Genomic DNA, 25,231 nt, shown 5'->3' with positions numbered 1-25,231 from the left:
CGTCTACCCTACCCCGTCACCGCCACGACATTATCGTCCGAATTGCGATCGATATATTTGTTGTACGGGTCCACCCCGGCAAAGGCGGGTTTGCGCTTGGAAATTACGCGGATCTGCTGCTCGCCCGATTTCACGGGGCGGCGTTCGATGAAATCCACGTCCTTGCTGTTGAACGCGCCAATGCCGGGGCGGGCCGCGAACAGGCCGATCTCGATAATGTCGTCGAGCGTCGCCTTGGTCTCCTTGCCCTTGCCATCGGCGTAGAATTTATCGCCCGTCACGGTCACCACTGTTTCAAACCGGCCATCGGGCAGCTTCTTCACCGTCGCGGTCGTGGCCTTCAGATCATAGATCGTGATCTTCTCAAACAGATCGCTGATCAGCGCGCGTTCGGCATCGTCACGCGCGATCGATTTCAGGCCGTTCACCAGATCGAGCGACCGGGCATAAGGCTGGCTCTTGAACCGGTATTTGTTGAGCAACTGCGCGAGCATCGCGTTCATGCGGTCCTCACCCAGCCGGTCCTGGAGCAGGTACATCACCACCGCGCCTTTGCGGTAATGGATATAGCCCTGGTTCTCGACGCGCTCGAGCGGCAGTTCCTCAATCGCTTCGGAGCCCCGCGCGCGCAGATAATTGTCGAGCTCATACTTCAGGAACCGGCGCATCTTATCCTCGCCATAGAGCTTCTTCATCACCATCATCGCCGAATATTGCGCCATCGTCTCGACGAGCACGGTGCCGCCCTGCATTTCGGCCGAGATGATCTGGTGTGCCCAATATTGGTGGCCCAGTTCATGCGCGGTCACATAGGTGACGTAATCGATCTCGTTCGCGTCACGCGTATCGGCGATGAACCCGATCCGCTCTGAGTAAGGCACCGTCCCGGCAAAGGCCTGTGCGAAGGTCTGATAGCCCGGAAACTCGATGATCCGCGTGTAATCGAACTGATAAGGCCCAAAATTCGCCCGGTAATAATCGAGGCTGAGCTTCATCGCCTTGAGCATGCGATCGACATTATATTCGTGCTTGGGATCGTAATAGACCGTCGTCTTCACGCCACCCGCATCGGCCGATTTTTCGGCATAAGCCGCCGACTGGACGGAGAAAAAAGCCAGAATCGGCGCGGTCGCGACAAAATGCGCCGTCCGCCTGCCGCCCGCCGTCACGTCGGACACCTTCTTGCCCGGCGCGATTGGCGTCTGCCCGGCATCGGTGGAAACGGTGATATCCGATCGCACCCAATCAGCATCGCCGATATAGTTGCGCGCCTGGGCGGCGGTATCTTCCAGCTTGGCCATACGCAATTCGGCGGGCAGCCCGTATTTGCGGCGTGTCACGCGATCAGAAAGCAAGCCCGCCCGACCCATGCCGATCTGCGGCGAGAAATCGCTGTTGTTCAGGAAGGTGCCGTTGGCGATCATCTGAGTATCGTCGCCATTGGCCCGGAAACCCTGCTGCCAGCGCTGCGTCTTGAACGTCAGGCTGGCCGTGCCCCCCGGCGCGAGCGGCGTGCCAAAGCGATAGATGCGATATTTGAACGCCGGATCGTCCATCGCCAATTTCGCCCCCGGCACCTGCACATCAAGCACCTTGATATTCTGATCGGGGAAACGGACGTGCAGATCGGTGAGCGGCGCACCAGTATCGTTGACCAGCTTGTAGCTGCCCGAGGCCTCCATCCGCTGTTCCTTGGGATAGAGATCGACCTTGAACACGATATCGGTGGTGGATGGCTGTTTAACGCTCTCGTATTTCAGATATTTCTTCTCATAATCGGCGAGTTCCTTCTGCCGATCATCACGCACCTTATACTCGTTGAGCACATTGGTGTTGTAGAAGATGAACCCGCCGGTCGCCGCGGCCGTCACTGCGCCAGCGCCCATGATCAGGCCAGGAACGCCGGCCAGCCGGGCAGGCATCCGGCGCAGGCGGGGCATCAGATTGGCGATCGTACCGCGCCGCCATAGCAGATGCGCGAGCACCGCCAGCATCACGGCAACGCCGCCCCAGTAAAGCCGAAGCCACCAGCCCATAGCCCCGCCGACCTGGTCCCCGTTCATGTCCGACAGCTGGGTATTGCCCGTGCTCCCATAGGTGTAGAGCGGGTGTTCGAAACCGATATTGATGAGGGTGATCGTCGCAACGGTATACACGACCATCACGCCCCAGCCGACGAACTTGTTCGGGCTGAGCGCCTGGACGAAGATCGCCAGCACCGCGAGCAGGATCATGTCGACCGTGGTCGGCACCAGATACCAGGCAAAATACTGGCCGAGTTCCAGATTAGTCTGCCCGCGCCCGAGCTGGATAAGGACCGCTGCGACTATCGAAATCAGCAACGTGGCGAACAGCACGGCGGAGAGCGCCAGCGTCTTGGGGATCAGATAGGCCCAGTTGGGCAGCGACGTTGCATCGATAATCTCGTGCATCTTGCGCTCGCGATCGCGCCAGACGAGTTCACCCGAATAATAGATCGCAATGATGATCGGAATAATCGTGAAACTGCCGAACAGCTGCTGGATAACGGCAAACGTCAACGGCCGCGGGGGCGTGCCGTAAATTTCGCCCGCAAACATCAGGCTGCCGCCTGCATTGAACAAGCCGACCAGCATCAGGACGAAGAAAGCCGGGCTCTTGAACACCTGGGCCATTTCGAAGCGAATGCGCGCCATCATCCGCGCCGCCGCGGCAGCCTGGGGGCGAACCGCGGGCAGTTTGGTGACCAGCAGCGGTGCCGTCTTGGCCAGCTTTGCCTCGCTCTTCGCCAGCTTCTTCAGCTTGCGCTTCGATACGCCGCGTTCGGCAAAGCTGAAGCGCGAATAGGCAAAGCCCAGCACCGCTACCGACACTGCAAGCCAGATCGCGCGGTTGGCGATGAGCATGCCGTTGATCGGCGGGGTCAGGGTGTTTGATTCGGTTGCTGTCCAATATCTGGTGACGGTGCCGAAAGCCGCAATCCCGAACGGTTCGACATAGCCGATCCATTCGCGCACGTTGGGCTGGGTGCGCGCGACACTATTGAACACCAGATAGGCGACCAGAAACACGACGACGCCGACATAGGAATACATCATCGATCGCGTCATCGTCGCAACCGCAAAGAAGATCGCCGATGTCAGGAAAACATTGGGCAGGGCCATGACGAAATAGGCATAGGCGTAAGCCGTCAACCGATTCGGCCCGAGCGTCTCGCTATCGACCCAGGGCATGAACGATCCGATCCAGATCGCCAGTGGTACCGCCGCAAATGCTACCGCCGCTGCCAAAAACGCGCCGAGAAAGCGCGCCATCAGGTAATCGAATTTGGTGACGCGCGTCGAGCGGACCATCGGCCCGAAGCCGCTTTCGTCGTCCCGGACGATGACGTTGGCAACAAACGCGGTCGTCACGAACATGAAAAACAGCGACAATATCAGATGCGTCTGGGTAATGGCGAACGGGCTGTTCTTATGAACATTACCCCCGCTGCCGATCTGAATCTGCTCGACCGTCGCCGCCCCAAAGGTGAGCAGGAAAAACAGGATAGAGACGACCCAAAAAACGGGATTGCTGAACTGATAGCGCAGCTCGAATGCGGCGATCTTGGCGAACATCGGTCTGGCTCCCCTTACGCTGCAGCAGCGACGGGGGCGCGGCGGGTGCGGGCGAGCGTGGAGAAATATACATCCTCCAACCCGCCATCGACGGCGGTGAAGCCGTTGCCCGGATCATTCTCCGACAGGATATGGATAATCGTGCGACCAGCGAACAGCCGGGTCGAGATCACTTCGTGCGCAGCAGCGTAATCGGCCATCTGCTCCCGCTCGATCGTCTTGGCCCATACCGTCCCGCGCGAGCGCGCGATCAGGTCGAGCGGTGCGCCCTCCAGCTGGATCTTGCCCGCTGCCAGCACCGCCATGCGCGGGCACAGATCGGCCACGTCGTCGACGATATGCGTCGACAGGATGATCACGACATTGTCGCCGATTTCCGCCAGCAGATTGAGGAAGCGGTTGCGCTCTTCGGGGTCGAGCCCTGCAGTTGGTTCGTCGACGATGATCAGCTCGGGGTTCCCGATCAGCGCTTGCGCGATGCCGAAGCGCTGGCGCATCCCGCCCGAAAAGCCCGCAATCGCTTTCTTGCGGACGTTCCAGAGGTTGGTCTGGTTGAGCAGCGTCTCGACCGTTTCCTTGCGCTCGCGCGCCGAGGCAACGCCCTTCAGCACGGCCATGTGATCGAGCATGTCATAGGCCGAAACGCGCGGGTACACGCCGAAATCCTGTGGCAGATAGCCGAGCCGCTCACGCAGCTTCTCCGGATCGGCAATGATGTCGATGTCACCGAAGCGAATGCTGCCCGAAGTCGGCGTCTGCAGCGTGGCGACCGTGCGCATCAGCGTCGATTTGCCCGCGCCGTTGGGACCGAGCAGCCCATACATTCCCTTGGGGATCGTCAGCGTGACATCGTCGAGCGCGCGCGTACCATTGGCGTAGACATGCGTGACCTGGCTTAGTTCGAGCATCGTTATGTCCCCCCGGAAAGCTGGCCTGATCGTTGAATCAACGACCCAGTGTATTAAAACAGTATAGCAGAAGAGTCGTGCGGCCTGTCAAGGTCTTGAGTCGAGGCGCTGAATCTGCGTGCCAATCGCATAAACGCGGTTGCCGCCGGGTCCCGGCACCACGCGAAACTTGTTTGCGGCGCGCGCAATCGGCACCGGCGTAAAGCTCTTGCCGCCGTCTGCGGTATAATAACCGCCAGCCATTGTTCCCACCCAGCCATGCAGCGCATCGGCAAAACCAATGCCGAACTGGCGCGCGGCGGCATTTTCGACCATTGGCAGCTCGGTCCAGCTCTTGCCACCGTCAACCGTCTTGGCGATCAGCTGGATGGTGCGCGCCACATCATAGCTTTGCACGGTGGCATAGCCGATTTTGGCATTCACGAATGATGCCTTCCAGATCAGCTCGCCTGGCCGGGTGCCGCGATACACCTCGGTCCAGCTTTTGCCGCCATCAGTCGTGCGCAGGATGAGGCCGTTGGCGTTCGAGGATTCGCGTTCGGTCGAGGCGAAGACGAGGCCGGTATTCTCATCGAAGAACTTCACGTCGAGGATCATCCCCGCCTTGTCGCTCATGTCGATGACGGTCCAGCTCTTGCCGCTATCAGTCGATCGGATGATCCCGGTCGGCCCGCCGACGCGGCCCGCGGCGGTGATCACAATGCGCGGCTCGAGATTGCCCTGATAGATGCGGCTGGTGCGCACGATATCGATCGCACACACGCCCGCAATCGTCTTGCCGCCCAGATCGACCGGCACCCAGGTCACGCCGCCATCGTCGGTGCGGTACAGCGGCGTCGTATCGGTGACGCCGGGATAATAATCCGTCCCGACATTGCCGATATAGCCCGTCTTCGCATCGATAAACCCCAGCGCGCGGATGAAGGTGCCGGGCTTGCTTGCAACCTTGGTCCAGCTTTCGCCGCCATCCTTGGTCGCAAACAAGTCACCTTTTCCGGTGCCATACCAGCCATGCTGGGCATCGGCGAAGCTGATATCGTCGCGCTTGCCGGGATAGGCTTCGGTCGGCAGTGTTTTCCATTCGCCAGCCGGGGTTGCGGCCGCAGCGGGCTCGGCAGCGCGCGCCTTGGTCACCCGCGCGATCAAGGTGCCGACAGCAAAGCCGGCAACCATCAGCGCGATATAGAACAGGATCTTGCGGGGCATCGTCACGTTCAGGCCTTTGTGCAGTTGCGACGGCCGCGCTGGGTGCCGATCAGCGCGAGCTGCGATCCAGCGAGCGCGAACATCACGACGCCGGTCGTGGCATCATTACCGACCAGCCACAGATACAGCCCGATCAGCGTGATGAAACCCGCCGAGATACCAAGCAACGTCGCTGTCATACCTGCTGTCATCGCCACCTCCTGAAACAACCCTGTTCCGATCGGCCACATGTCATTCGATACTGACTATATGTCATGGAACGCTGACATAATGACCGCGAGTCGCGACCCTGTCAAGATGCGTGTCAGGTGACCCTGTCTTTGCGTGCGGGGGTGGAGATCAACTCTTGAAACCGTTCCGGCGGTGCGTGCCATCGCAGAACGGCTTGTTGGCAGAACCGCCGCAGCGGCACAGCAAGGTTGACGTAACGCGGTCGACGGTCCGTCCGGTGCCGGCGCAAATCTCCAAATTGCCGCTGACCTGCAATGGCCCGTCCTGTTGCGGGTCAATCATCAGCGGGCCACCCCGCACAGCCAGCGGCTGCGATTCGCGCGTCGCCGGCTCGCCCGAAGCCGAAAAGCCGATCGCATTATGGCTGCCATCGCAGAACGGCTTGTTCTTCGATGCGCCACACCGGCACAGGGTCGCGCGGTAGCCGACACGCTCGCCGGCCAGTACCATGTCAGCGCGCACGCCGATCGGTCCGTTTTCACGCAGCTGCACCAGATTGATGGGCGGGGCTGCTTCGGCCGCGCCGCCATCGTGGCGACGATACTGGATCGCGCCCGACGGGCACATATGCGCCACCGTCACCAGTCCTTCGGTGCTGGTCGCGTCAGGATCGATCCATGGCCCTTCGACATTGGCCTTGAACACCTGGGGCTGGCCAAGCACGCAGTGGCGCGCATGAATGCACCGTTCGGCCGAAAAGATCAGGTCGATTGCCTGGCCAAGGATAATCTCTCGCCCATCGGCGGCGATTTCGGGCACCGGCGGTGTCGATATTGGCACATTGTGCAACGGCACCGTCGCTGCGATGGGGGCTTCGACAGGCGTCATCACGGCCTCCGGTGCTGGCGGGGGAAGGATCGCCACGGTCGCGAGCCGATCGGCGAGGCGGTTAAGATCGGCCCCGGTTTTCGCGGCTAGCTCGGTTATGTCACCCTGCCGAGACGCCAGCCCGATCGCCTTGTCAGCGATATCGCGCAGCCGCTCGACGAGCACCAGCATGGCACCCACCGTCACCGGCAATGCCGCAGCCGAACGCAGCGTCGCAAAGCTGAGGCCAGCGGTGCAGCCCGGTTGATCGGCATTGGCGGGCAGCGCCGTCAACCGCTCGGCAACCGGTGTCAGGATCCGCATCAGATCGACCGCCGCATTCACCAGCGATCGCTGCGCCGCGCCGTCGACGCCTGCATAGCTGAGCGCCAAACAGCGCAGGCTGTGGTTGTAAATCGCGTTGCCGATATCGAGCAGGCTCGCAGCGGGTTCGGCGCTGATCCACACCTTGCCATCGGACAAAGGCGGGCGGCGCATGACCGGATTATGCGCCGCCTTGCGCGCGGGGCGAAAATCGGGCCGCGCCTCCAGCAGCGCCTGATATTCGGCGCGAATCGCCAGGAAACGCTGAAAATGCGATCCCGCTTCGTCCGGATCAGCGCCCTCACCTTGCCGGACAATCGCATCGATCGCCGCGCACGCCGTTTTCACGCAGCGCACCACCGTCACATTGGGCAATGCCATCACGTCTTGGCTGATCTGGTGGTCGGCATCGCCAACGAACAGCGCGTCCTCGCCAATCTCGTCGGCGAGAAACCGGATGCCATCCTCGATGGCCTGATAGAGCTTGCCGACGGTCGCATAGTCCATCGTTGCGGACATCAGCCGATCGGGCGCGAGCGCACGGATATAGCTGCGTTCGGGCGCAAAGCCCTCGCCATCGGCGATCTCGACAGTTTCAGGGCGTTCGAGATAGATGAAATGGTCAAGCGTTTCGACATTGAACGGCGCGAGCTTCACCACCACACCCGCCGGATGATAGCCCGGTGCAATCGGGAAATTTTGACGCCCAAAATGCGCGGGCGCGCCGAGTGCTGACAGGATGTTGGACACGATCGCGAGATGCGCCATCTCCTCGATCGCGACATCCATGATCTCGCCACGCCAGCGCCGAACCGCAGCAAGTTCGGCCTCGTTCAGGTCTTCATCGACCGAGTCCTTCAGGCTGAACATCGCGTAGAGATAACAGCACATCAGATTGTGCTCGATCTCTGCCGCTTCGAACAAAATGCCCCATAATTGCTCGCGCGATACCGGGATGGCGGTGGCGGATGAGGATGATTGATCGGCGATCGGCATTGCCTGAACTTCCTTGATACCGCGCACGGCACCACCCGCTTTCGCGGAATCGGCGGGCGCAAAAACTGGGGGTCAATTAGCTGAAATCACGCCCATCGCCTACCCGATCAAGGGGCAGGGGTCTGCGCCGGATCGGGACGGCGGACCGGATCGGGGGCTTCTTCCCAGCCGCCGCCAAGCGCCTTGAACAGCGTGATCTGCGCGTCCGCCACCGCCGCGTCCGATGCCGCCCGCGCGGCACGCGTATCGGCGCGTTCGCGTTCAGCCTCGATCAGCTGCAGAAAACTGTCGGCGCCGCTGTCGAACCGTAGCCGCGACAGTGCGGCGGCCTTACTGCTTGCCTGTTCGGCTCGCAGCAGCGCAGCATTGCGATCAAGCGCACCCGCATAGCGCGCCAGTGCCGTTTCGGCCTCGCGCAGCGCCGTCAGCACCGCCCCGTCGAAGCGCGCGAGCGATGCATCCGCCCCGGCGCGCGCCTGGGCAATCTGCGCACGCGCCGCCGTCTGGTTCGGGAAATTCCATGAGATGAGCGGCCCGAACGAATAGGTCGCCGATGTCGCCTTGAACAACTGGCTGCCGCGCGTTGCGTTGAACCCGATCGATCCCGCCAGCCGGATCGACGGATAAAGCGCCGACACCGCAACGCCGATCCGCGCCGTATCGGCCGCCAGCGTGTGTTCTGCTGATCGCACATCGGGGCGGCGGGCAAGCAGCGCCGCGCCATCGCCGGTCGGGATCGTGGTCGTCACCCGGGGCGCGGCTGTGCAACGGCTCGCATCGGCGTCAACCTCGGCAGGGGGGCGTCCGGTGAGTGTCGCAAGCGCATAGAGGGCAGCGCGTTTTTCGGCATCGAGCAGCGGCAATTGCGCCTGAGTCTGCGCGAGCAGCACATCGGCGCGCTCGACATCGCGGCGCGTGCCCCGCCCGGCGTCGAACAAGGTCTGGGTCAGCCCCAATGTCTTCTGCTGCAGATCGACTGTTTCCTGTGCAACGGCGGCTTGCGCTGCATTGCTGCACGCAGTCGCATAGGCTCGCGCGGTTTCCGCAGCGACTGACACGCGGGCGGCATCGAGCGTTGCTGCGGCAGCCTCTGCATCGCCCCGTCCGGCTTCGATCGCGCGGGAAATGCCCCCGAACAGATCGAGCTCATAGCTCGCATCGAGCCCCAGATCGAACAGGTTGACGACAAAGGTCTGCGGCCCGCCCCCGCCCGCCCCGCCGCCACCAAAGGCGGCAGCACTCGCGCCGTTGAACTGGTTACGGGTCACCTGTGCGTTGGGCGTGATCGTCGGCAATCGCTGGCCGCGCTGCTCGGCGAGGACGGCGCGCGCGCGTTGCAGATTGGCGGCGGCGACGCGAATGTCGGTATTGTGCGCCAGCGCCTCTGCGACCAGCCGGTCGAGCACCGGATCATCGTATAGCCGCCACCAGCGATCGGGTAGCGGCGATATCGGTGGCGAAGCAGCAATCGACCGCGTTGCTTCGGTAAGTGGCCCCGATGCGCTGGGCGCCACCGAAGGGCGGGCATAATCGGGCCCGACCACACAGCCGGACAAGCCGAGCGCCGCCATCACCGGGAATATCAACCGCTTCATGGCAGCACCTCCTGGGCGGGCGCGCTGCCCGCCGAATTGCTGTCTGGCGTATCGCTGGCGGGTTTGCGGTTCCGCTTCAGCCAGCGATCGGCGCGGTCACCTATCGTACGGCTGATGACGTAGAAGCTCGGCGTGAACAGCAACCCGAAGGTCGTCACCCCGATCATCCCGAAGAATACCGCCACCCCAAGCGCACGCCGCATTTCAGCGCCTGGGCCTGATCCGGTCACCAGTGGCAGTGTGCCGAGAATGAACGCGATCGACGTCATCAAAATCGGGCGCAGGCGCTGGGCAGCGGCGTGCTTGGCGGCTTCGTACAGCTCCATCCCGGCATCTTCATTGGCCTTGGCGAATTCGACGATCAGGATCGCGTTCTTGGCCGCCAGCCCGATCAGCACGACGAGCCCGATCTGCGTCAGGATGTTATTGTCCATCCCCATCAGGTTCACGCCCACGATCGCCGCCAGCAGGCACATCGGCACGATCAGGATCACGGCGAAGGGCAGCACCAGGCTTTCGTAATTCGCTGCGAGCAGCAGGAACACGAACAGCACCGCGAGCCCGAACACTAGCGTGCCGGTATTGCCCGCCTGCTGCTGTTCAAACGCCAGTTCGGTCCATTCGAAGCTCATCCCGGCCGGCAGCGTTTCCTTGGCAAGCCGCGCCAATGTCGCCAGCGATTGCCCCGATGAATAGCCCGGCGCGGTATCACCCTGAAGTTCGGCCGCAGGATAGAGATTATACCGCACCACTCGGTATGGCCCGCTGTCGTTCTTCAGCGTCATCACTGCATTCAGCGGCACCATCGCCCCCGATGCCGATCGCGTACGTAACTTACCGACATCGGCAACATCGTCACGATACGGCGCATCGGCCTGCGCCGTCACGCGGTAGGTGCGCCCCAGAAAGTTGAAATCATTGATGTAGGTGGAGCCGAGATAGGTGCCGAGCGTGCGGAACACATTCTGCACCGGTACGCCGAGCTGCTCTGCGCGCTCGCGGTCTATGTCGGCGTTCAGGCGTGGGGTGCGCACGTTAAAAGTGGTGAAGCCTCCTGCCAGCCCGGGCGTCGTGTTCGCCCGCATCATCATCGCAAAAGCAGCTCCTTCCAGCGCGGCATAGCCTTGGTTCTGGCGGTCCTCGATCAGCATTTTCCAGCCGCCACCGGTGCCGATGCCCGCGACGGGCGGTGGCGGGATGACGAGCAACATGCCATCGGTAATCGGCCCGAACGCTTGGCGCAGTTCATTGGCGATTTCGTTGGCGTGCTTGCGTTCTTCGCTGGGCTTCAGCGACACGAACATCGCCGCCGCATTGGGCGCTGTGGAGAAGGTCGCACCGTCCAGCCCGGCAAAGGCAACCGTCGAATTGGTCGCAGGATTTTTCAGTGCGATACTGGCGGCGCGTTGCAATACGTCGGTCGTGCGCTGGAGCGACGATCCCGGCGGCAGCTGTGCAGCCACGATTAGATAGCCCTGGTCCTGAGCAGGAATGAACCCCGTCGGCGTTGCGGTGAAGCGCCAGCCGGTCAAGCCGATCAGTACGGCATAACAGACAAGCACCACCCCGAGCGAACGGATCGCGCGCGCCGTGAAACGACCGTATCGCCCGCTGAGCGAATCGAAGGCGCGGTTGAAGCCACGGGCAAATCGGGTGGGATAGCCGCGCCAGCCCGATGCTGGCTCGCCCGGATGCTTGGGCTTCAGGATGATCGCCGCCAGCGCAGGCGACAGTGTGAGCGAAACGAATGCCGAGATCGCCGTCGCCGACACGATCGTCAGCGCGAATTGCTTGTAGAATTCGCCCGAAATGCCAGGAATGAAGCTGGTGGGAATGAACACCCCGCACAGCACGAGCGCGATAGCGATCAGTGCGCCGGACACTTCGTCCATTGTCTCATGCGCCGCCGCTTTGGCGGACAGTCCCTTTTCCTCCATCAACCGCTCGATATTCTCGACGACAACGATCGCATCGTCGACGACGATACCGATGGCCAGCACCATGCCGAACAGCGACAAATTATTGATCGAAAAGCCGAACGCCGCGAGCACCGCCAGGCTGCCGATCAGCGACACCGGAATGGCGACGATCGGGATCAAGGCGGCGCGCCAGCTCTGCAAGAAAAGTAGCACGACAATCGCGACCAGGATCAGCGCCTCGAACAGCGTATCATACACTGCCTCGATCGATGCCTCGATATACTCGGTTGGGTTATAGGGGATGCGGTACGTCATCCCGGCCGGAAAGCTCTTCGCCGCTTCGGCCAGCTCGGCCTTCACCGCTGCAGCCGTGCTCAGCGCATTCGATCCGGGCAGCTGCGTCACCGCGATTGCGGTGGTGGGATTGGTGCTGAGGAATGCGTTGATCCCGTAATCCTGTGCGCCCAGTTCGATCCGCGCAACATCACGCAGCCGCGTCATCCGGCCCTGATCATCGCGCTTGATGATGATTTCGCCGAACTGCTCGGGCGAACTGAGTCGCCCCTGGGTCTGGATGCCCAACTGAAACGCCGTACCACCGCGATTGAACGGCGCCTGCCCGATCGAGCCGACCGCGACCTGCGCGTTCTGCGCCCGCACCGCGTTAGTGATCTCGTCGACGGTCAGATTGCGCGACGAGGCGAGATCGGGATCGATCCACACCCGCATATTATAGTCGCGCCCGCCAAAGCTGCGTGTGCCGCCAACGCCGGGAATACGCGCCAGACGGTCGACGATCTGCGTCGTCGCATAGTTCGAAATATATTGCTGCGACAGCGACTTGTCGGGCGAGAACAGCGTTGCCACCAGCAGAATGTCGGGCGAATTCTTGCGCACCGTCACGCCGATCTGGCGCACCTCTTCGGGCAGACGCGGTTCGGCGGACGACACCCGGTTCTGCACCAGCACCTGTGCCTGATCGACATCGGTGCCCTGCTTGAACGTCACTGTAATCGCGATCGCGCCGTCGCCGGTCGACGACGACGACATGTAGATCATATCCTCCACCCCGTTGATCGATTCCTCGAGCGGGGCAGAAACGGTTTCGGCCAGCGTTTCAGCGGTGGCACCAGGGTAGTTGGCGCTCACCACGACGGTCGGCGGGGCAATATCGGGATATTGCGCGACCGGAAGCCCGGGATAGGCCACCGCGCCGAACACGATGATCAGGATCGACAGCACCGCGGCAAAGATCGGTCGGTCGATGAAGAAATGGGGGAAGCGCACCGGCCTTACTGCGCCTGGGCTTCGGCGGCAGGCGGCGCGCTGACCGGTGTCGATACCGGTGCCTCATTGGCGGCGCGCGGGGTGATTTTCACCAGCGTTGCCTTGACCGGCATACCCGGCTGCAGCCGGGTGAGCCCGTTGATGACGATTCGGTCGCTGGTCGAAATGCCCTCGCGCACCACGCGCAATCCTTCCACGGGCGGGCCGGTGACGACCGGTCGCGGGTTCACCTTGCCGTCTTTGCCGACCACGAACACCAGCTTGCGGGTCTGATCGGTGATGATCGCCTCATCGGGCACCAGCACCGCACGGTACGTGCCCGATCCCAGCAACCGCGCGCGACCGAACAGGCCCGGGGTCAGGAAGCCATTGGGGTTCGGCACCACGGCATGCGCGCGAATGGTGCCCGAATTGGCGTCGATCGCATTATCAACAAACGCCATCCGGCCACGCCAGCGAAAACCGCTTTCATCGGCCAGCTGGATCTCAACCGGGTTAGGCGTATCGCGTGACGACCCGCGCGAGCCTTCCTGATCCTGGCGCCGATATTTGAGGTAGAAACTCTCCGCCCCATCGAACGAGAACCAGATCGGATCGGTCGAGACAACACGCGTCAGCACGGTCTGCCCCTCGGCGACCAGATTGCCCCGGCTGACACGGCGATCAGAGATGCGCCCCGAGATCGGCGATCGCACCGTCGTAAAGCCAAGGTTGAGCATCGCGGCACTGGCCGCTGCGCGCCCGGCAGCCAGATCGGCACCGGCGGTACGGACCATCGCCTGCTTCGTTTCGAACTCTTCCTTCGAAATCGCTTGCGCCTCGAGCAATGTCTTGGCGCGCGCCAGTTCCGTGCCGGCATTGGCGAGCGATGCCTGTGACCGCGCAACCTGTGCCTGCGCCTGCATCAGCGTGGCACGATAAGGGCGCGGATCAATCGTGAACAATGCCTGGCCCTTGCGGACGACTTGGCCGTCGCGGAAGAGCACCTGATCGATCGCGCCGGAAACGCGCGGGCGGATTTCGACATCCTGAATCGCTTCAAACCGGCCGACATATTCGTCCCAGTCGACGATGTTACGCTGCAATGGATTAGCGACAGATACCTGCGTGATGGGCGGCCCCGGCGGTGGCCCACCAGCCGAACAGCCCGTCACCCCAGCGATCGCCAGCGCCAGCATTCCCCCGGCAACCAGCCGACCGCCATTAAACTTCATATGCCTGTCCCCAAAACATGCGACGCAACGTCAGTCCGGTGACTTGGCGTCCCCTGTCATGCTGCACCTGCACACACTCAGTAAGGTGCGGTTGCGACATGATTATTGCAAGGGGTGGAGGGGACCAAAGCTTTACTGGCGCGGTGCAAAGCAAATCTAAAGCGCAAGATTGGCCGGTTCTCGGCAATTTCAGGCCCGTAACAATGTGCTGGAAGTGCGCTGCCTTGCCCAAAACAGGCTTGGCGTTGGCTACCGCTCGCGCCTAGACTGGCGGCTCGCTTTGGCTTGCCGAGGAGCAGCGCCGTGCAGATTGATCGCCTTCCCCCTGTGCTGTCGACGCTGAAACCCAGCAACCATCCCTATTTGAACGGGGCATGGACGCCGCAGCATGAAGAGGTAACCGCAACCGCGCTTGAGGTGATCGAGGGTGCCATTCCGAACGACATTGCCGGTGTGTATCTGCGCAATACCGAAAACCAGCTGCACCAGCCGCTTGGTCGCTATCACCCGTTCGACGGGGACGGGATGATCCACCAGATCAGCTTTGCAAACGGCACTGCCAGCTATCGCAACCGCTGGGTGCGCACGCGCGGCTTTCAGGCCGAGCAGGAAGCGGGCGGATCGTTATGGGGCGGGCTGATGGACCGGGCGGGCACATCAAAACGCCCCGGCTTCGGCGCGCATGGCAGCCTGAAGGATTCATCGAGCACCGATATCATCGTCCATGCCGGGAAGGCGATCTCCACCTTTTACCAGTGCGGCGAAGGTTATGTGCTCGATCCCGAAACGCTCGAGCCGCTTGGGCTGGCCCCCTGGGTGCCGCTAGACGGCATATCGGCGCATCCCAAAGTCGATGATCGCACCGGCGAGCTGATGTTCTTCAACTATTCGAAGCACGCGCCGTTCATGCATTATGGCGTCGTCGATCGTGACGGCCAACTGGTGCACTATATCCCCGTCCCCTTGCCCGGCCCCCGCCTGCCGCATGACATGATTTTCAGCGAGCACTGGTCGATCGTCAACGATCTGCCGATGTTCTGGGATCAGGAACTGCTGAAGCGCGATATCCATGCCGCGCGGATGCACGAAGGCTTGCCAAGTCGCTTCGCGTTGATCCCGCGCCACGGCCAGCCCGAAGACATCCGCTGGTTCGAAGCAACGCCGACCTACATCCTCCATTTCCTCAACGCCTATGAAGAAGGCGACGAGGTGGTGATGGACGCCTATTTTCAGGACAATCCCCAGCCCGCCCCGCTGCCGAACGAAGACGGCTATGGCCATATGATGGCCTATGTCGACGAGCACAGCTTTCAGCCCAAGCTACACCGCTGGCGCTTCAATCTGGCCGACGGCACCACGCGCGAAGAGCGGCTTGATGATCGGGTACTCGAATTCGGCATGATCGATCAGCGCGTCGCGGGGCGCAAACACCGCTATGTCTATTCCACCACCACAAAGCCCGGCTGGTTTCTGTTCAACGGCTTTGTGAAGCATGATCTGGAGACAGGCGAGAGCTGGTCGCTGATGCTCGAGGAGGGGCGCTACGCCAGCGAAGCGCCTTTCGCGCCGCGGATCGGCAGCACAGCAGAGGATGACGGCTACCTCGTGAGCTTCATCATCGATGAGAATCGCGGCACCAGCGAGTGCGTGCTGATCGATGCCCGCGATATCGAGGCAGGGCCAGTGTGCCGGATTGCCTTGCCCCACAAGATTTCCAGCGGCACGCACAGCTGGTGGGCGGACCGGGCGGTGCTGCGCGGTTAGGTTTGCTGCGCACCGACAGCCCCATTTCGGGTATGTGGTCAGCTTGATGGAGGTTGGGCGCCACCAATTGCCGACGGCTTGTCAACCATTGGCCCGCTATCCAGCCTCAGGGAGTGACGCAATGACCTATGAACGGCTGATGCAAGAACATGATCGGATCGACCACCATCTCGATCGCATGACCTATTTGATCCAACAGGAAAACGAAGATGCCGTCGGCGCGACGCTGATCCTCAGCGATCTTGCCGACGAGCTTCGGCTACACCTGGCCCATGAAGACAGCCTGATGTACCGGCCAATGGTGGCGGCACATCGGCCTGCGTTTATAAAAACCGCAGATGATTTCTGTCGGCAGTTCGAGACGCTTCGCTGCGACTGGGATCGCCACCTGGTCGAATGGACGACGGGCATCATCCGCGCTGACTGGGTCGGATTTCGGGCGAGCACCTTGATCATCATCGAGCGATTGAAGGCGCGCGTGCGGGCAGAAAACGACCTACTCTATGCCGCCGCGCTGCAGGCAGGTGCCATCACCTTGCGCGAAACTGTGAATGCCTGAACCCCGGCGTTAACGGGGGGCTGGGGGCGACGTGCCCCCCGCCCGCCTTTAAGCCTTGGCCTGCGCCAGGATCGGCAACTGCCGCACGCGCTTACCCGTTGCCGCGAACAGCGCGTTCGCCAGCGCGGGCGCGGCAGGTGGCAGACCGGGTTCGCCCAACCCACCCATTTCGGCACCGCTGTTGATGAAATGGACGTCAACAGCTGGGGCATCGGCGAGCTGCAGCACAGGATAATCGTTGAAATTGCGTTGCTGCACCGCGCCCTTTTCCAGGGTGATCGCCTCTCCGATCGCGGTCGACAGGCCCATCACGATCCCGCCCATCACCTGCGCCTCACCATTGCGCGGATTGACGACGGTGCCGCAATCGACAACCGCGGTCACCTTCAGCACCTTGGGTGTGCCGTCTTCCTTGAGTGTCGCCTCCGTCACATGCGCGACGATACTGCCAAACGATTCGACAATCGCGATTCCCCGCCCCGTGCCCGCGGGCAGCGGCGTGCCCCAGCCGCCGCGCTTGGCCGCTTCTTCCAGCACCGCCAGATGGCGCGATCCTGGTTTCAAATGGCGCTTGCGAAACTCGAAGGGATCCACGCCAGCAGCATGCGCCAACTCGTCCATGAAGCTTTCGGCATAAAAACCATGCTGCGTCGCATTGACCGATCGCCACGCGCCGACCGTCTGGTTCGACACCTGCTTGAAGTGCCGCCGGGTAAGCGCGGGCAAATCATAGAAGAACGGGATTTCGTTCAACCCGTCTTCGGGCTGCGCGAAATCATAATGCAGCGCAGTGATCTTGCCGTCCTTGCCGACCGCGCCCTTGATGGCGGCTGAGCTTTGCGGGCGATACGCGCCCTGCGCGACTTCTTCCTCCCGCGCCCAGATCAGCTTGACCGGATAGGGCACCTGCATCGCAACCCGCGCGACCTGATCGACGATTTCCATGTACATCGGCAGACGACGGCCAAAGCTGCCGCCGATCAGCATCGGGTGGAATGTCACCTTGTCCGGCGCGAGACCTGCTGCCGTCGCCGCGCCCATTTTCGAGGCGAGCGGATCCTGCATGCCGCCCCACACATTGAGCTTGCCGTCCTTGTGATGCGCCGTCAGCGCAAATGGCTCCATCATCGCGTGGTGAAGGAAGGGCAGCCGGTAATCGGCCTCGACCAACTTTACGCCCGCCGCTTTCAACTCGGCATCCACATCACCGCTGCCAGCCGATGCATCGGGCTTGTTCGCCGCCCGCAATTTATCCTGATCGGCAAAGACGGTGGCGGTAGAAATGCCGCCATTGCCACCATCGCTGAATTTGGGGGATAGCGCACGCAGGCCCTTGATTGCCTGCCAATAGCCCTTCGCGATAACGACCACAGCGGCGTCGAGCTTGATCACCTTTTCAACACCGGCAATTGCCAACGCGGGGGCAGGATCGACCGAGACGAGTTTGCCGCCCCGCACGGGTGCTGCCATTACCGTCGCGACGCGCATGTCGGGCAGGCTGAAGTCCATGCCATATTGCGCGGTGCCGTTGACCTTGGCCGGAATATCAAAGCGCGGCACCGATTTGCCGATATACTGGAAATCCTTTGCGTCCTTCAACGGCACGCCGCTGTCGAACGAACGCCCCGCCGCTTCGGCCGCGAGTTCGCCGTAGCGCAGGCTGCGCCCCGATTTGGCGTGCGTAACCTTGCTATTCGCCGCCGTCAGTTCCTCGGCGGGCACGCCCAGGCGACCGGCAGCTGTCTTGATCAACGCTCGTCGGGTCGATGCACCGATCACCCGAACGCTCTTCTGACCGGTAAAGCGCAGCGCGGATGAGCCGCCGGTGATCTGCAGGTTCATCGACCGTGCGATCATTGACAGCAGCGACGTCGGCAGTGCGCCGACGATGCCGGGCGCGCCGGTCATTAACGCCAGGAAGCCGCGCCCCAGCGCCACATTGGCAAAGGGCGATTCGGCGGGGGCGGAGACAACCTCGATCTTTGCCCAATCGGCGTCGAGTTCTTCGGCGAGCATCTGCGCCAGGCCGGTATTCGATCCCTGACCGATATCGGTGTGCGGCGAATAGAGCGTAACCTTGTCGTCCTCGCCGATCCGCAGCCATGTAGCGAAGTTATGCCCGTCCTTGCCATTGGTCATGGCGGCAGCGGCCGAACGCGCCGAACCATCGGCCCATTTGATCGCGAAAATGCCGCCGCCGACAATCGCCGCGCCACCGATCAGGAAAGTTCTGCGGATCACGCCCATCTGCTTGCTCCTCAGGCCTGGCCGGCAACGGCGTGGATCGCCGCGCGGATACGGGGATAGGTGCCGCAGCGGCAGATATTCGTCATCGCCGCGTCGATCTGCTCGTCACTCGGGTTCGGGCTATCCGCGAGCAGCGCCGCCGCCGCCATCAACTGGCCGGACTGGCAGTAACCGCATTGCGGCACCTGATGTTCGATCCATGCCGCCTGCAATTTGTGGAGCGTGCCATCCGCACCGCCCAAGCCCTCAATCGTCGTGATCGCCTTGCCCGCCACGTCGCTCACCGGCACGCTGCACGACCGCGCTACTTCGCCATCGATATGGACGCTGCAGGCCCCGCACGCCGCGATGCCGCAGCCGAACTTGGTGCCCGTCATCCCCAGTTCTTCGCGGATCACCCACAGCAAGGGCGTGTCGCCCTCAGCGGTAATCGTCACGGGTTTGCCGTTGACCGTTGCTGTGATTGCCATGTCGTGATCCCCACCGCGAAAATTGGCCGATAAGCCTATTTAGGTTTCGTATAGCAACGAACGTTGCCGATTGCCATCACCCTGCCTTCGGAAACCACGGCAGGAACCCGCTCGTCCGGCGGACATAGTCCTCATATCCCGGCTTCTTGCGCTTCAGCCGTCCCTCGATCGTCGGCACGCCAGACCATTTCATCAGCGTCCAGGTCAGCAACACCGGCCCCGGCAGCGCCCATAGCCCGGTCGCGCTTTCCGCCGCGATCAGGTAAAGCCCCCACCAGGTGCAGGCATCGCCGAAATAATTGGGATGCCGCGTATAGCGCCACAGCCCCGTCGCCAGCACCTGGCCTTGATTAACGGGGTTGCTGCGGAACCGGACGAGCTGCCAGTCGCCGATCGACTCGAACGCGATACCAATAATCGCCGTCCCGGCCCCGATCATGCCCACCAGTCCGACTCCCGGCGTCGGATCGATCGGCCCGAGCTGCACCGGCAGGCACACGATGAACAGCAACGGCGCCTGAAGCACATAGACAAGCAACGCCGATGAGGTGGCAAAGCCCCAGCCGCGCTTTTCCTTGGCACGGGCAAACATCGTGACATAGCGCCGGTCTGGCCCATGGCTGCGCCACCGCCACAACAGATAGGCGCCCAGCCGAACGCCCCACAACGCGCACAGGCCCAGCAACAGCAATTTACGCTGCGAATCGCCACTGGTCTGGAGGAACGAAGACCCTGCCAGCACCACCATGCCCAGCCCCCAGACACTGTCGACCGGCGTCACGTCGCGCGTCTGCAATGTCACCAGCCACAACAGGCAGAACATCGCCACCAGCACCACGGCGTTGGTGGCGAGCACACTCAAGACGATCATCCCGCAGTCTCCAGGTCGGCGCGTTCGACGATGAAGCTGACCGTGGTGGTGGTCGATCCACCGATGTTGAGGGTTTGGATACGGCGCGCGCCGTCGACCTGATAATCGCCCGCGCTGTCCGTCACCTGCTTGAACCCGTCGAGCAGCATCCGCACGCCCGTCGCCCCCACCGGATGCCCCAGCCCGATCAGCCCGCCCGATGGATTGACCGGCAGCGCACCACCCATCTCGATCGTCCCGTCCTCGATCGCCTGCCAGCTTTTGCCGGGCGGCGTGATGCCGAGATGGTCGATCTCCATATACTCACTCGACGTGAAGCAATCATGCGTCTCGATCGCGTCGAGCTGGCTGACCTCCCCAATCTGCGCGCGGGCCCGCGCGTCCATCACGGCGCGGTGGACCTGTGGAAAGACGAAATCCTCGCCTGCGCTGTCGGCCACCTTGCGCGCATAGCCGATCGGCGCCGATCGGTGGCCCCAGCCGCTGATCCGCGCCAGGCTTTCGATCGGCATGCCGCGTTTGGCCGCATAAGCCGCCGCCCGCGCGGGCGAGGCGAGAAACACCACCGCGCTGCCGTCAGTCACCTGCCCGCAGTCCATCTTGCGCATCCGCCCCTCAACCACCGGGTTGGCGTCGTCATCCTCGGTGAAGCTTTCGTCGGAAAAGTGGTAACCGCGGGTCTGGGCATTGGGGTTCCGCTTTGCATTGGCGAAGTTGATTTCGGCGATACGGCGCAGATGCGCGGGGTTCAGCCCGTGGCGGCGATCATATTCCTCAGCCAGATCGGAAAAAGCGCGCGGCCAGACGAAGTCGGCGTCGCCAAATTCATGCCCCGCCCATGCCGCACTGCCCAAATGCTGCGCAGCAATCTTGCCCGGTACATTGCGCATCTGCTCGATACCGACAACACAGGCCAGGTCATACCGCCCCGCCTCGATCTCTGCGGTGGCGGCCAGAATGGCGACGCTGCCCGATGCACAAGCTGCTTCGTGCCGTGCACTTGGCATCCCGTTAAAGGCCGGATCGACCAGCCCGAAAAAGCCACCAAGCAACCCCTGCCCCGCGAAAAGCTCCGCCGTGAAATTGCCGACATGGCCGGTTTCAACCTCTGCGGCGTCAAGGCAAGTTGCGTCGAGCCCGGCCTGGACGCATTCGGTAAAGGCATCGGCGATGTCCATGCCCTGCCGCTGCCAGTTGGCGGCAAAATCGCTCTGCCAGCCGCCCAGAATATAGACCATGCGCACGCTCCCCCATCGCCCCGCGTTGTTGCAACTCCGGACGGCTTTGGCAAATCAGCTGCAACGCAGAATGGCAGTGCCCGGTGCGCAACGCTTGACCTGCTGTCGGCGAATGCGCGGGCGCGGGCGCGGGGGATGATCCGGAAGGAAGAAGTTGCGGAAGTTGCGGGTCTCGCGCGGTTTCTTGCGGGTCGACGCAAAGGGCGGATAAGCGCCGGGGCGACGGGGCTAACGGGTAGAAAGAGCGATGCAATGAAGGTTGCAGATTTTTGCCTTGTAGGAAAGCCGATCATAAAAAGAGCGATCGTCGGCGATTACCGTGCGGCGTAGCATGACCCGACGCATCAGGAATAGGTAGGCGAACAATCGCACTATGGCCTATCAAGGTAGCGCGGCTATCAGCTAGTCGTAGTTCGGTATTGTGTGCGGAGTTCCCCAGTTTCGATAAGCTTGTCGTCTTTGTTATAGACGTTGACAGTCGCGCGACTCAGCAAGATTTACGGCCTCGACTAGCTTGGTCGGGTCGCCACTGGAACCTTATTCGAAGTTCGAAACAAGGGCCGCACTCGTTTCATTACATAGCGGAGATGGTGTTCGCGAGGATAAACAAAGCGACAGTTGGTGCTAACGGACCCGCTCGTAGCGTCGGCCGCGACGGGCATGTCTGTTGTCAGGACGTGCTACGGTCCACAAGCACATGATTATCGTCTATCTTAGAAGACATTTACCGAAGAACTGATACTATTTATTTCAATTGACCAGACAAATTATCGCACCTGGAAATCTCATTATCTATTTCACTTTCCGATAATGTTACCCAATTGTGATCGCCGTCTAGCATTTTCACCATGTGATCGCCCTTAGGTAAATCTCCTGGCCTAGACAGTATGTCATGCTTCCCGAAATAATACGCAACGTTAAACCGACGAGTCTCAGATACTCCCTCAGTCATTAGTTTGTTAAAATCGTTTCTATTTGATTCATTTACACCCAGATGGATGTTCTCGAATTTTTCCTGATATTTTACCTTTATGGTACTACTATACAGTTCGCTGGGCCTCCTCAATTTTAGCAAAGGAGCAACTGCAATTACGCAACTAACACTTCGATCATTCGAAGCAGTCAACATGCGGTACATTGGTACGTAGCCAAAACTAAGCCCAATAAAGACTACAGTTGATTGTTCAGGAATAAGCTTCCAAACTTGCTCGCCACACGATGCAAAGTCTGCAGCAATCGATGCTGCTTTGATATTATCTGGTCCAAAACCGATTTGCCCAGGATACCCAACCAAATATGTTATGAATTTGTGCGCTCTTAAATATTTGACGTATCCAGAGTCTATTAAAGACATTGGATTCGAAAGGGGACCGCCACCGAAAACTAAAGCAATCTTATTTTTGTCTTTTTTAGACGGTTCTATTTTTACTGCAAATTGAGAATCTGATATCAAAGAAATCGAAATTGAATTCGATAAATAGCAAGAGTTCAAGTTTCTATTCCAATCAGCGCGAACATTGGTCTTGCTTACTTGCCCTGTTGTCAAATTGATTTCTAACCCGACATCTCTCAGCACGTAGCGTTCACCGTTGCTCTTGAACATTGGTTCAGAAAAATAGTTAAAAGGAATTCCAGTATCGACGTATATCCGATCCTCATTTTCCAGATAAAGGCGTAAGTTCTCTAAGTTTTCGATCAGGAACTGGAACTTTCCGTTTATATATACGATTCCCTTTAAACTGTATACATGGCCGAGAATGTCTTCTATTTCTGAAGCACTTGGAAAGTCCTTTAATATTCTATCGATCTTAACTCCTGAAGATCCGTTATTCAAAAAATAGGATTGATATACATTATCAAATCTTATTTGTTTTATAAATTGGTAATTCTCGTCATAAATATAGAGATAGCCGCTTCCATCAGAAAAGACTCGCTCATTAGCATTATCGGAAACGAGCATTACGCCATCTGGATGGAAAAGTTCTGGAAATATGTGCCCATTAAGGCGGAGACGATCGAACGGGCCATGACAGGCGCCACGATCGTATTGATCGCGGGCACCATCGTGACGGCCAGCGTTTATGCCGGTGTGCCCCAGTTCGTGGGCACGGAAATGGGGCAGGTCGCCGGGCGCGCAGGCTTCAAGGTGAAGCGAGTTGAGGTGAAGGGCCTCGACCGCATGGACTCGCTGACCGTCTATGCCGTCGCTCTGGATCAGCACTCAATGGCCATGCCGCTTGTTGATCTGGACAAGGTGCGCGGTCAGCTTCTGCAATATGGGTGGATTGAGGACGCACGCATTTCGCGGCGCTGGCCCGACACGCTGGTGGTCGACATTGTTGAACGCAAGCCGGCAGCCGTGTGGCAGAACAACCAGAAGCTCTCCCTGATCGACGGCACAGGCGTGGAATTGGAACGGGTTGATCCAAACGCTATTCCGGATTTGCCGCTGGTCATCGGGCCAAATGCAAATCGCCAGATTGAAGATTTGCATGATCTGTTGGCGACCGTGCCTGCGCTTAAGCCCATGCTCGCTGGGGCCTCATGGGTTGGCAATCGTCGATGGGACCTGCGCTTTGAATCCGGCGAAGTGCTTGCCCTTCCGGAAGGGCAGGACATTGCATCCAATGCCTTGAAGCGGTTTGCGCGTCTGGATGGGACGCAGCGCCTGCTTGGCCGCGGTTTCGTGCGCTTTGACATGCGCGATCCGTCGAAATTTGTGGTGCGACTGAAGCGCAATAATGGGGCTATTGCCGAACCGGTGGCACCGCCGGCTGAACCCGCACAGGCCGCAATCAAGACCGACACCACGTCGGCAGATCTTTAGGAGGGAAAGACATGGCCGCAGCCAAAACGTCCGGGTTGATCACTGCCCTCGATATCGGGTCTTGGAAGGTCTCTGCGCTCATCGCGGAGGTGTCTGACAGCGGCGACGTTCAGGTGCTGGGCACCGGTCAGCGCGAAAGCAAGGGTGTCCGGCGCGGCTATATCGCCGACATGGACGCCACAGAACGCGCCATTCGAGAAGCCATGGAGCAGGCCGAACGCATTGCCGGCATCAGCATTGAAGATGTTTGGGTCGGTTTCTCCGCAGGTGGCCTCGTCAGCGATATCGCCTCGGTTGAAGTGGAACTCGGCGGCCACCGGATCGAGCAGGATGACATTGACGAACTGCTCGCGGCCGGGCGCAATTCGCTCGACCCCGATGGTCGGATGATCCTGCACGCGCAGCCAACACTTTACACGCTGGATGGTTTGCAAGGCGTCAAACGTCCGCTCGGCCTTCATGCCGATACGCTGGGCGTCGACATCCATGTTGTCTGTGCGGATGGCTCACCTGTCCGTAACATCGATCTGTGCGTGCGCAGCGCTCACCTTGAAGTGAAGTCGATTGTGGCCTCTCCGGTCGCGACAGGCATGGCTGTTCTTTCAGAAGAAGAGCGCGAGCTTGGCGTGGCACTTGTGGAAATCGGGGGCGGCGTCACCAACGTCTCGCTCTTTGCCGGGGGCATGCTCGTTGGCCTGACTTCAATTCCGTTTGGTGCGGCGGATATTACAGACGATATCGCGTCAGCCTTTGGTGCCCGTCGCAATCAGGCCGAGCGGATGAAGTGTTTCTACGGCTCGGCCACGGCCAGCCCAAGAGACAATCATGATATGATCGACGTGGCGCCGCTTTCGGCGGATGATGAAGGCGAAAGCCACCGCATCACCCGCGCACAGTTGATCGCCGTGATCCGCCAGCGGTTGGAGCATCTGGTGGGTGAGATTGCCAAGGCGCTCAAGGATCTTGGCTTTGCAGGGCCCGTTGGCCGTCAGGTTGTGCTGACCGGCGGCGGAGCGGAGCTGAAGGGCATGGCTGATTATGTCCAGGGCGTTCTGGGACGCGCCGTACGGATTGGTCGTCCCCGCGGCCTTCTGGGACTGCCGGATGCGCACAGCGGTCCCGGCTTCGCCACGCTTGCCGGCCTTGTCCATTATGCAGCTTCGGACCCGATT

At 60.9% G+C, this 25,231-nt stretch carries 17 protein-coding genes; 4 read left to right on the top strand and 13 right to left on the bottom strand.

Going from position 1 to position 25,231, the window contains the following annotated elements:
* Positions 1 to 8: 8 nt before the first annotated feature.
* The 8 genes from B7Y49_RS03710 to B7Y49_RS03675 all read right to left on the bottom strand — a co-directional run bounded on the left by B7Y49_RS03710 (position 9) and on the right by B7Y49_RS03675 (position 14,083).
* Entirely contained in the window at positions 9 to 3,596 is a 3,588-nt protein-coding gene (locus B7Y49_RS03710; RefSeq protein WP_374126225.1) for a M1 family aminopeptidase, read from the bottom strand.
* Between the two features lie 14 nt (positions 3,597 to 3,610).
* Entirely contained in the window at positions 3,611 to 4,504 is an 894-nt protein-coding gene (locus B7Y49_RS03705; RefSeq protein ID WP_374126224.1) for an ABC transporter ATP-binding protein, read from the bottom strand.
* 87 nt (positions 4,505 to 4,591) lie between these two features.
* A complete protein-coding gene (locus B7Y49_RS03700) occupies positions 4,592 to 5,716 on the bottom strand; it encodes a WD40/YVTN/BNR-like repeat-containing protein (protein ID WP_374126223.1) in 1,125 nt (374 codons plus the stop codon).
* Between the two features lie 2 nt (positions 5,717 to 5,718).
* Entirely contained in the window at positions 5,719 to 5,901 is a 183-nt protein-coding gene (locus B7Y49_RS03695) for a hypothetical protein (RefSeq protein WP_374126222.1), read from the bottom strand.
* Between the two features lie 148 nt (positions 5,902 to 6,049).
* Positions 6,050 to 8,095 carry a ferritin-like domain-containing protein gene (locus tag B7Y49_RS03690; protein ID WP_374126221.1) on the bottom strand — a complete coding sequence of 682 codons (2,046 nt, stop codon included), beginning with the start codon at positions 8,093 to 8,095 and terminating at the stop codon, positions 6,050 to 6,052.
* A gap of 80 nt (positions 8,096 to 8,175) precedes the next feature.
* Positions 8,176 to 9,663 carry an efflux transporter outer membrane subunit gene (locus B7Y49_RS03685; RefSeq protein WP_374126220.1) on the bottom strand — a complete coding sequence of 496 codons (1,488 nt, stop codon included), beginning with the start codon at positions 9,661 to 9,663 and terminating at the stop codon, positions 8,176 to 8,178.
* Positions 9,660 to 12,869, bottom strand: a complete 3,210-nt coding sequence (locus tag B7Y49_RS03680) for an efflux RND transporter permease subunit (protein ID WP_374126219.1) — start codon at positions 12,867 to 12,869, stop codon at positions 9,660 to 9,662. The genes B7Y49_RS03685 and B7Y49_RS03680 overlap by 4 nt, the downstream gene beginning before the upstream one ends.
* Before the next feature lie 5 nt (positions 12,870 to 12,874).
* Positions 12,875 to 14,083 carry an efflux RND transporter periplasmic adaptor subunit gene (locus B7Y49_RS03675; RefSeq protein WP_374126218.1) on the bottom strand — a complete coding sequence of 403 codons (1,209 nt, stop codon included), beginning with the start codon at positions 14,081 to 14,083 and terminating at the stop codon, positions 12,875 to 12,877.
* A gap of 303 nt (positions 14,084 to 14,386) precedes the next feature.
* On the opposite strand from B7Y49_RS03675, the gene B7Y49_RS03670 reads away from it, so the two are divergent.
* Both B7Y49_RS03670 and B7Y49_RS03665 read left to right on the top strand, forming a co-directional pair.
* Entirely contained in the window at positions 14,387 to 15,847 is a 1,461-nt protein-coding gene (locus tag B7Y49_RS03670) for a carotenoid oxygenase family protein (RefSeq protein WP_374126217.1), read from the top strand.
* A 121-nt stretch (positions 15,848 to 15,968) separates the two neighbouring features.
* Complete coding sequence (locus tag B7Y49_RS03665; protein WP_374126216.1) at positions 15,969 to 16,406, top strand: hemerythrin domain-containing protein; 438 nt, start codon at positions 15,969 to 15,971, stop codon at positions 16,404 to 16,406.
* 48 nt (positions 16,407 to 16,454) lie between these two features.
* Here B7Y49_RS03665 and B7Y49_RS03660 read toward each other — a convergent pair whose 3' ends face one another.
* From B7Y49_RS03660 to B7Y49_RS03640, 5 genes are all read right to left on the bottom strand, one after another.
* On the bottom strand, positions 16,455 to 18,653 hold the full coding sequence (locus B7Y49_RS03660) for a molybdopterin cofactor-binding domain-containing protein (RefSeq protein WP_374126215.1): 2,199 nt from the start codon (positions 18,651 to 18,653) through the stop codon (positions 16,455 to 16,457).
* Between the two features lie 11 nt (positions 18,654 to 18,664).
* Positions 18,665 to 19,123 carry a (2Fe-2S)-binding protein gene (locus B7Y49_RS03655; protein WP_374126214.1) on the bottom strand — a complete coding sequence of 153 codons (459 nt, stop codon included), beginning with the start codon at positions 19,121 to 19,123 and terminating at the stop codon, positions 18,665 to 18,667.
* A 76-nt stretch (positions 19,124 to 19,199) separates the two neighbouring features.
* Positions 19,200 to 19,994 (bottom strand): DUF1295 domain-containing protein, encoded by a 795-nt coding sequence (locus B7Y49_RS03650; RefSeq protein WP_374126213.1) that lies wholly within the window; start codon positions 19,992 to 19,994, stop codon positions 19,200 to 19,202.
* Positions 19,991 to 21,232 carry an acetyl-CoA acetyltransferase gene (locus B7Y49_RS03645; RefSeq protein WP_374126212.1) on the bottom strand — a complete coding sequence of 414 codons (1,242 nt, stop codon included), beginning with the start codon at positions 21,230 to 21,232 and terminating at the stop codon, positions 19,991 to 19,993. The genes B7Y49_RS03650 and B7Y49_RS03645 overlap by 4 nt, the downstream gene beginning before the upstream one ends.
* A gap of 745 nt (positions 21,233 to 21,977) precedes the next feature.
* On the bottom strand, positions 21,978 to 23,192 hold the full coding sequence (locus B7Y49_RS03640; protein ID WP_374126211.1) for a hypothetical protein: 1,215 nt from the start codon (positions 23,190 to 23,192) through the stop codon (positions 21,978 to 21,980).
* 12 nt (positions 23,193 to 23,204) lie between these two features.
* Here B7Y49_RS03640 and B7Y49_RS03635 point away from each other — a divergent pair, with 12 nt between their 5' ends.
* Together B7Y49_RS03635 and ftsA are read left to right on the top strand one after the other, a co-directional pair.
* Positions 23,205 to 24,059 carry a cell division protein FtsQ/DivIB gene (locus B7Y49_RS03635; protein WP_374126210.1) on the top strand — a complete coding sequence of 285 codons (855 nt, stop codon included), beginning with the start codon at positions 23,205 to 23,207 and terminating at the stop codon, positions 24,057 to 24,059.
* 11 nt (positions 24,060 to 24,070) lie between these two features.
* A partial coding sequence (gene ftsA / locus B7Y49_RS03630; protein ID WP_374126209.1) for a cell division protein FtsA occupies positions 24,071 to 25,231 on the top strand: 1,161 nt, incomplete at its 3' end.

Source organism: Sphingomonas sp. 28-62-11 (assembly GCF_002278865.1).
Lineage (GTDB): Bacteria > Pseudomonadota > Alphaproteobacteria > Sphingomonadales > Sphingomonadaceae > Sphingomonas.
This window is presented reverse-complemented; position numbering and strand designations above follow the sequence as displayed.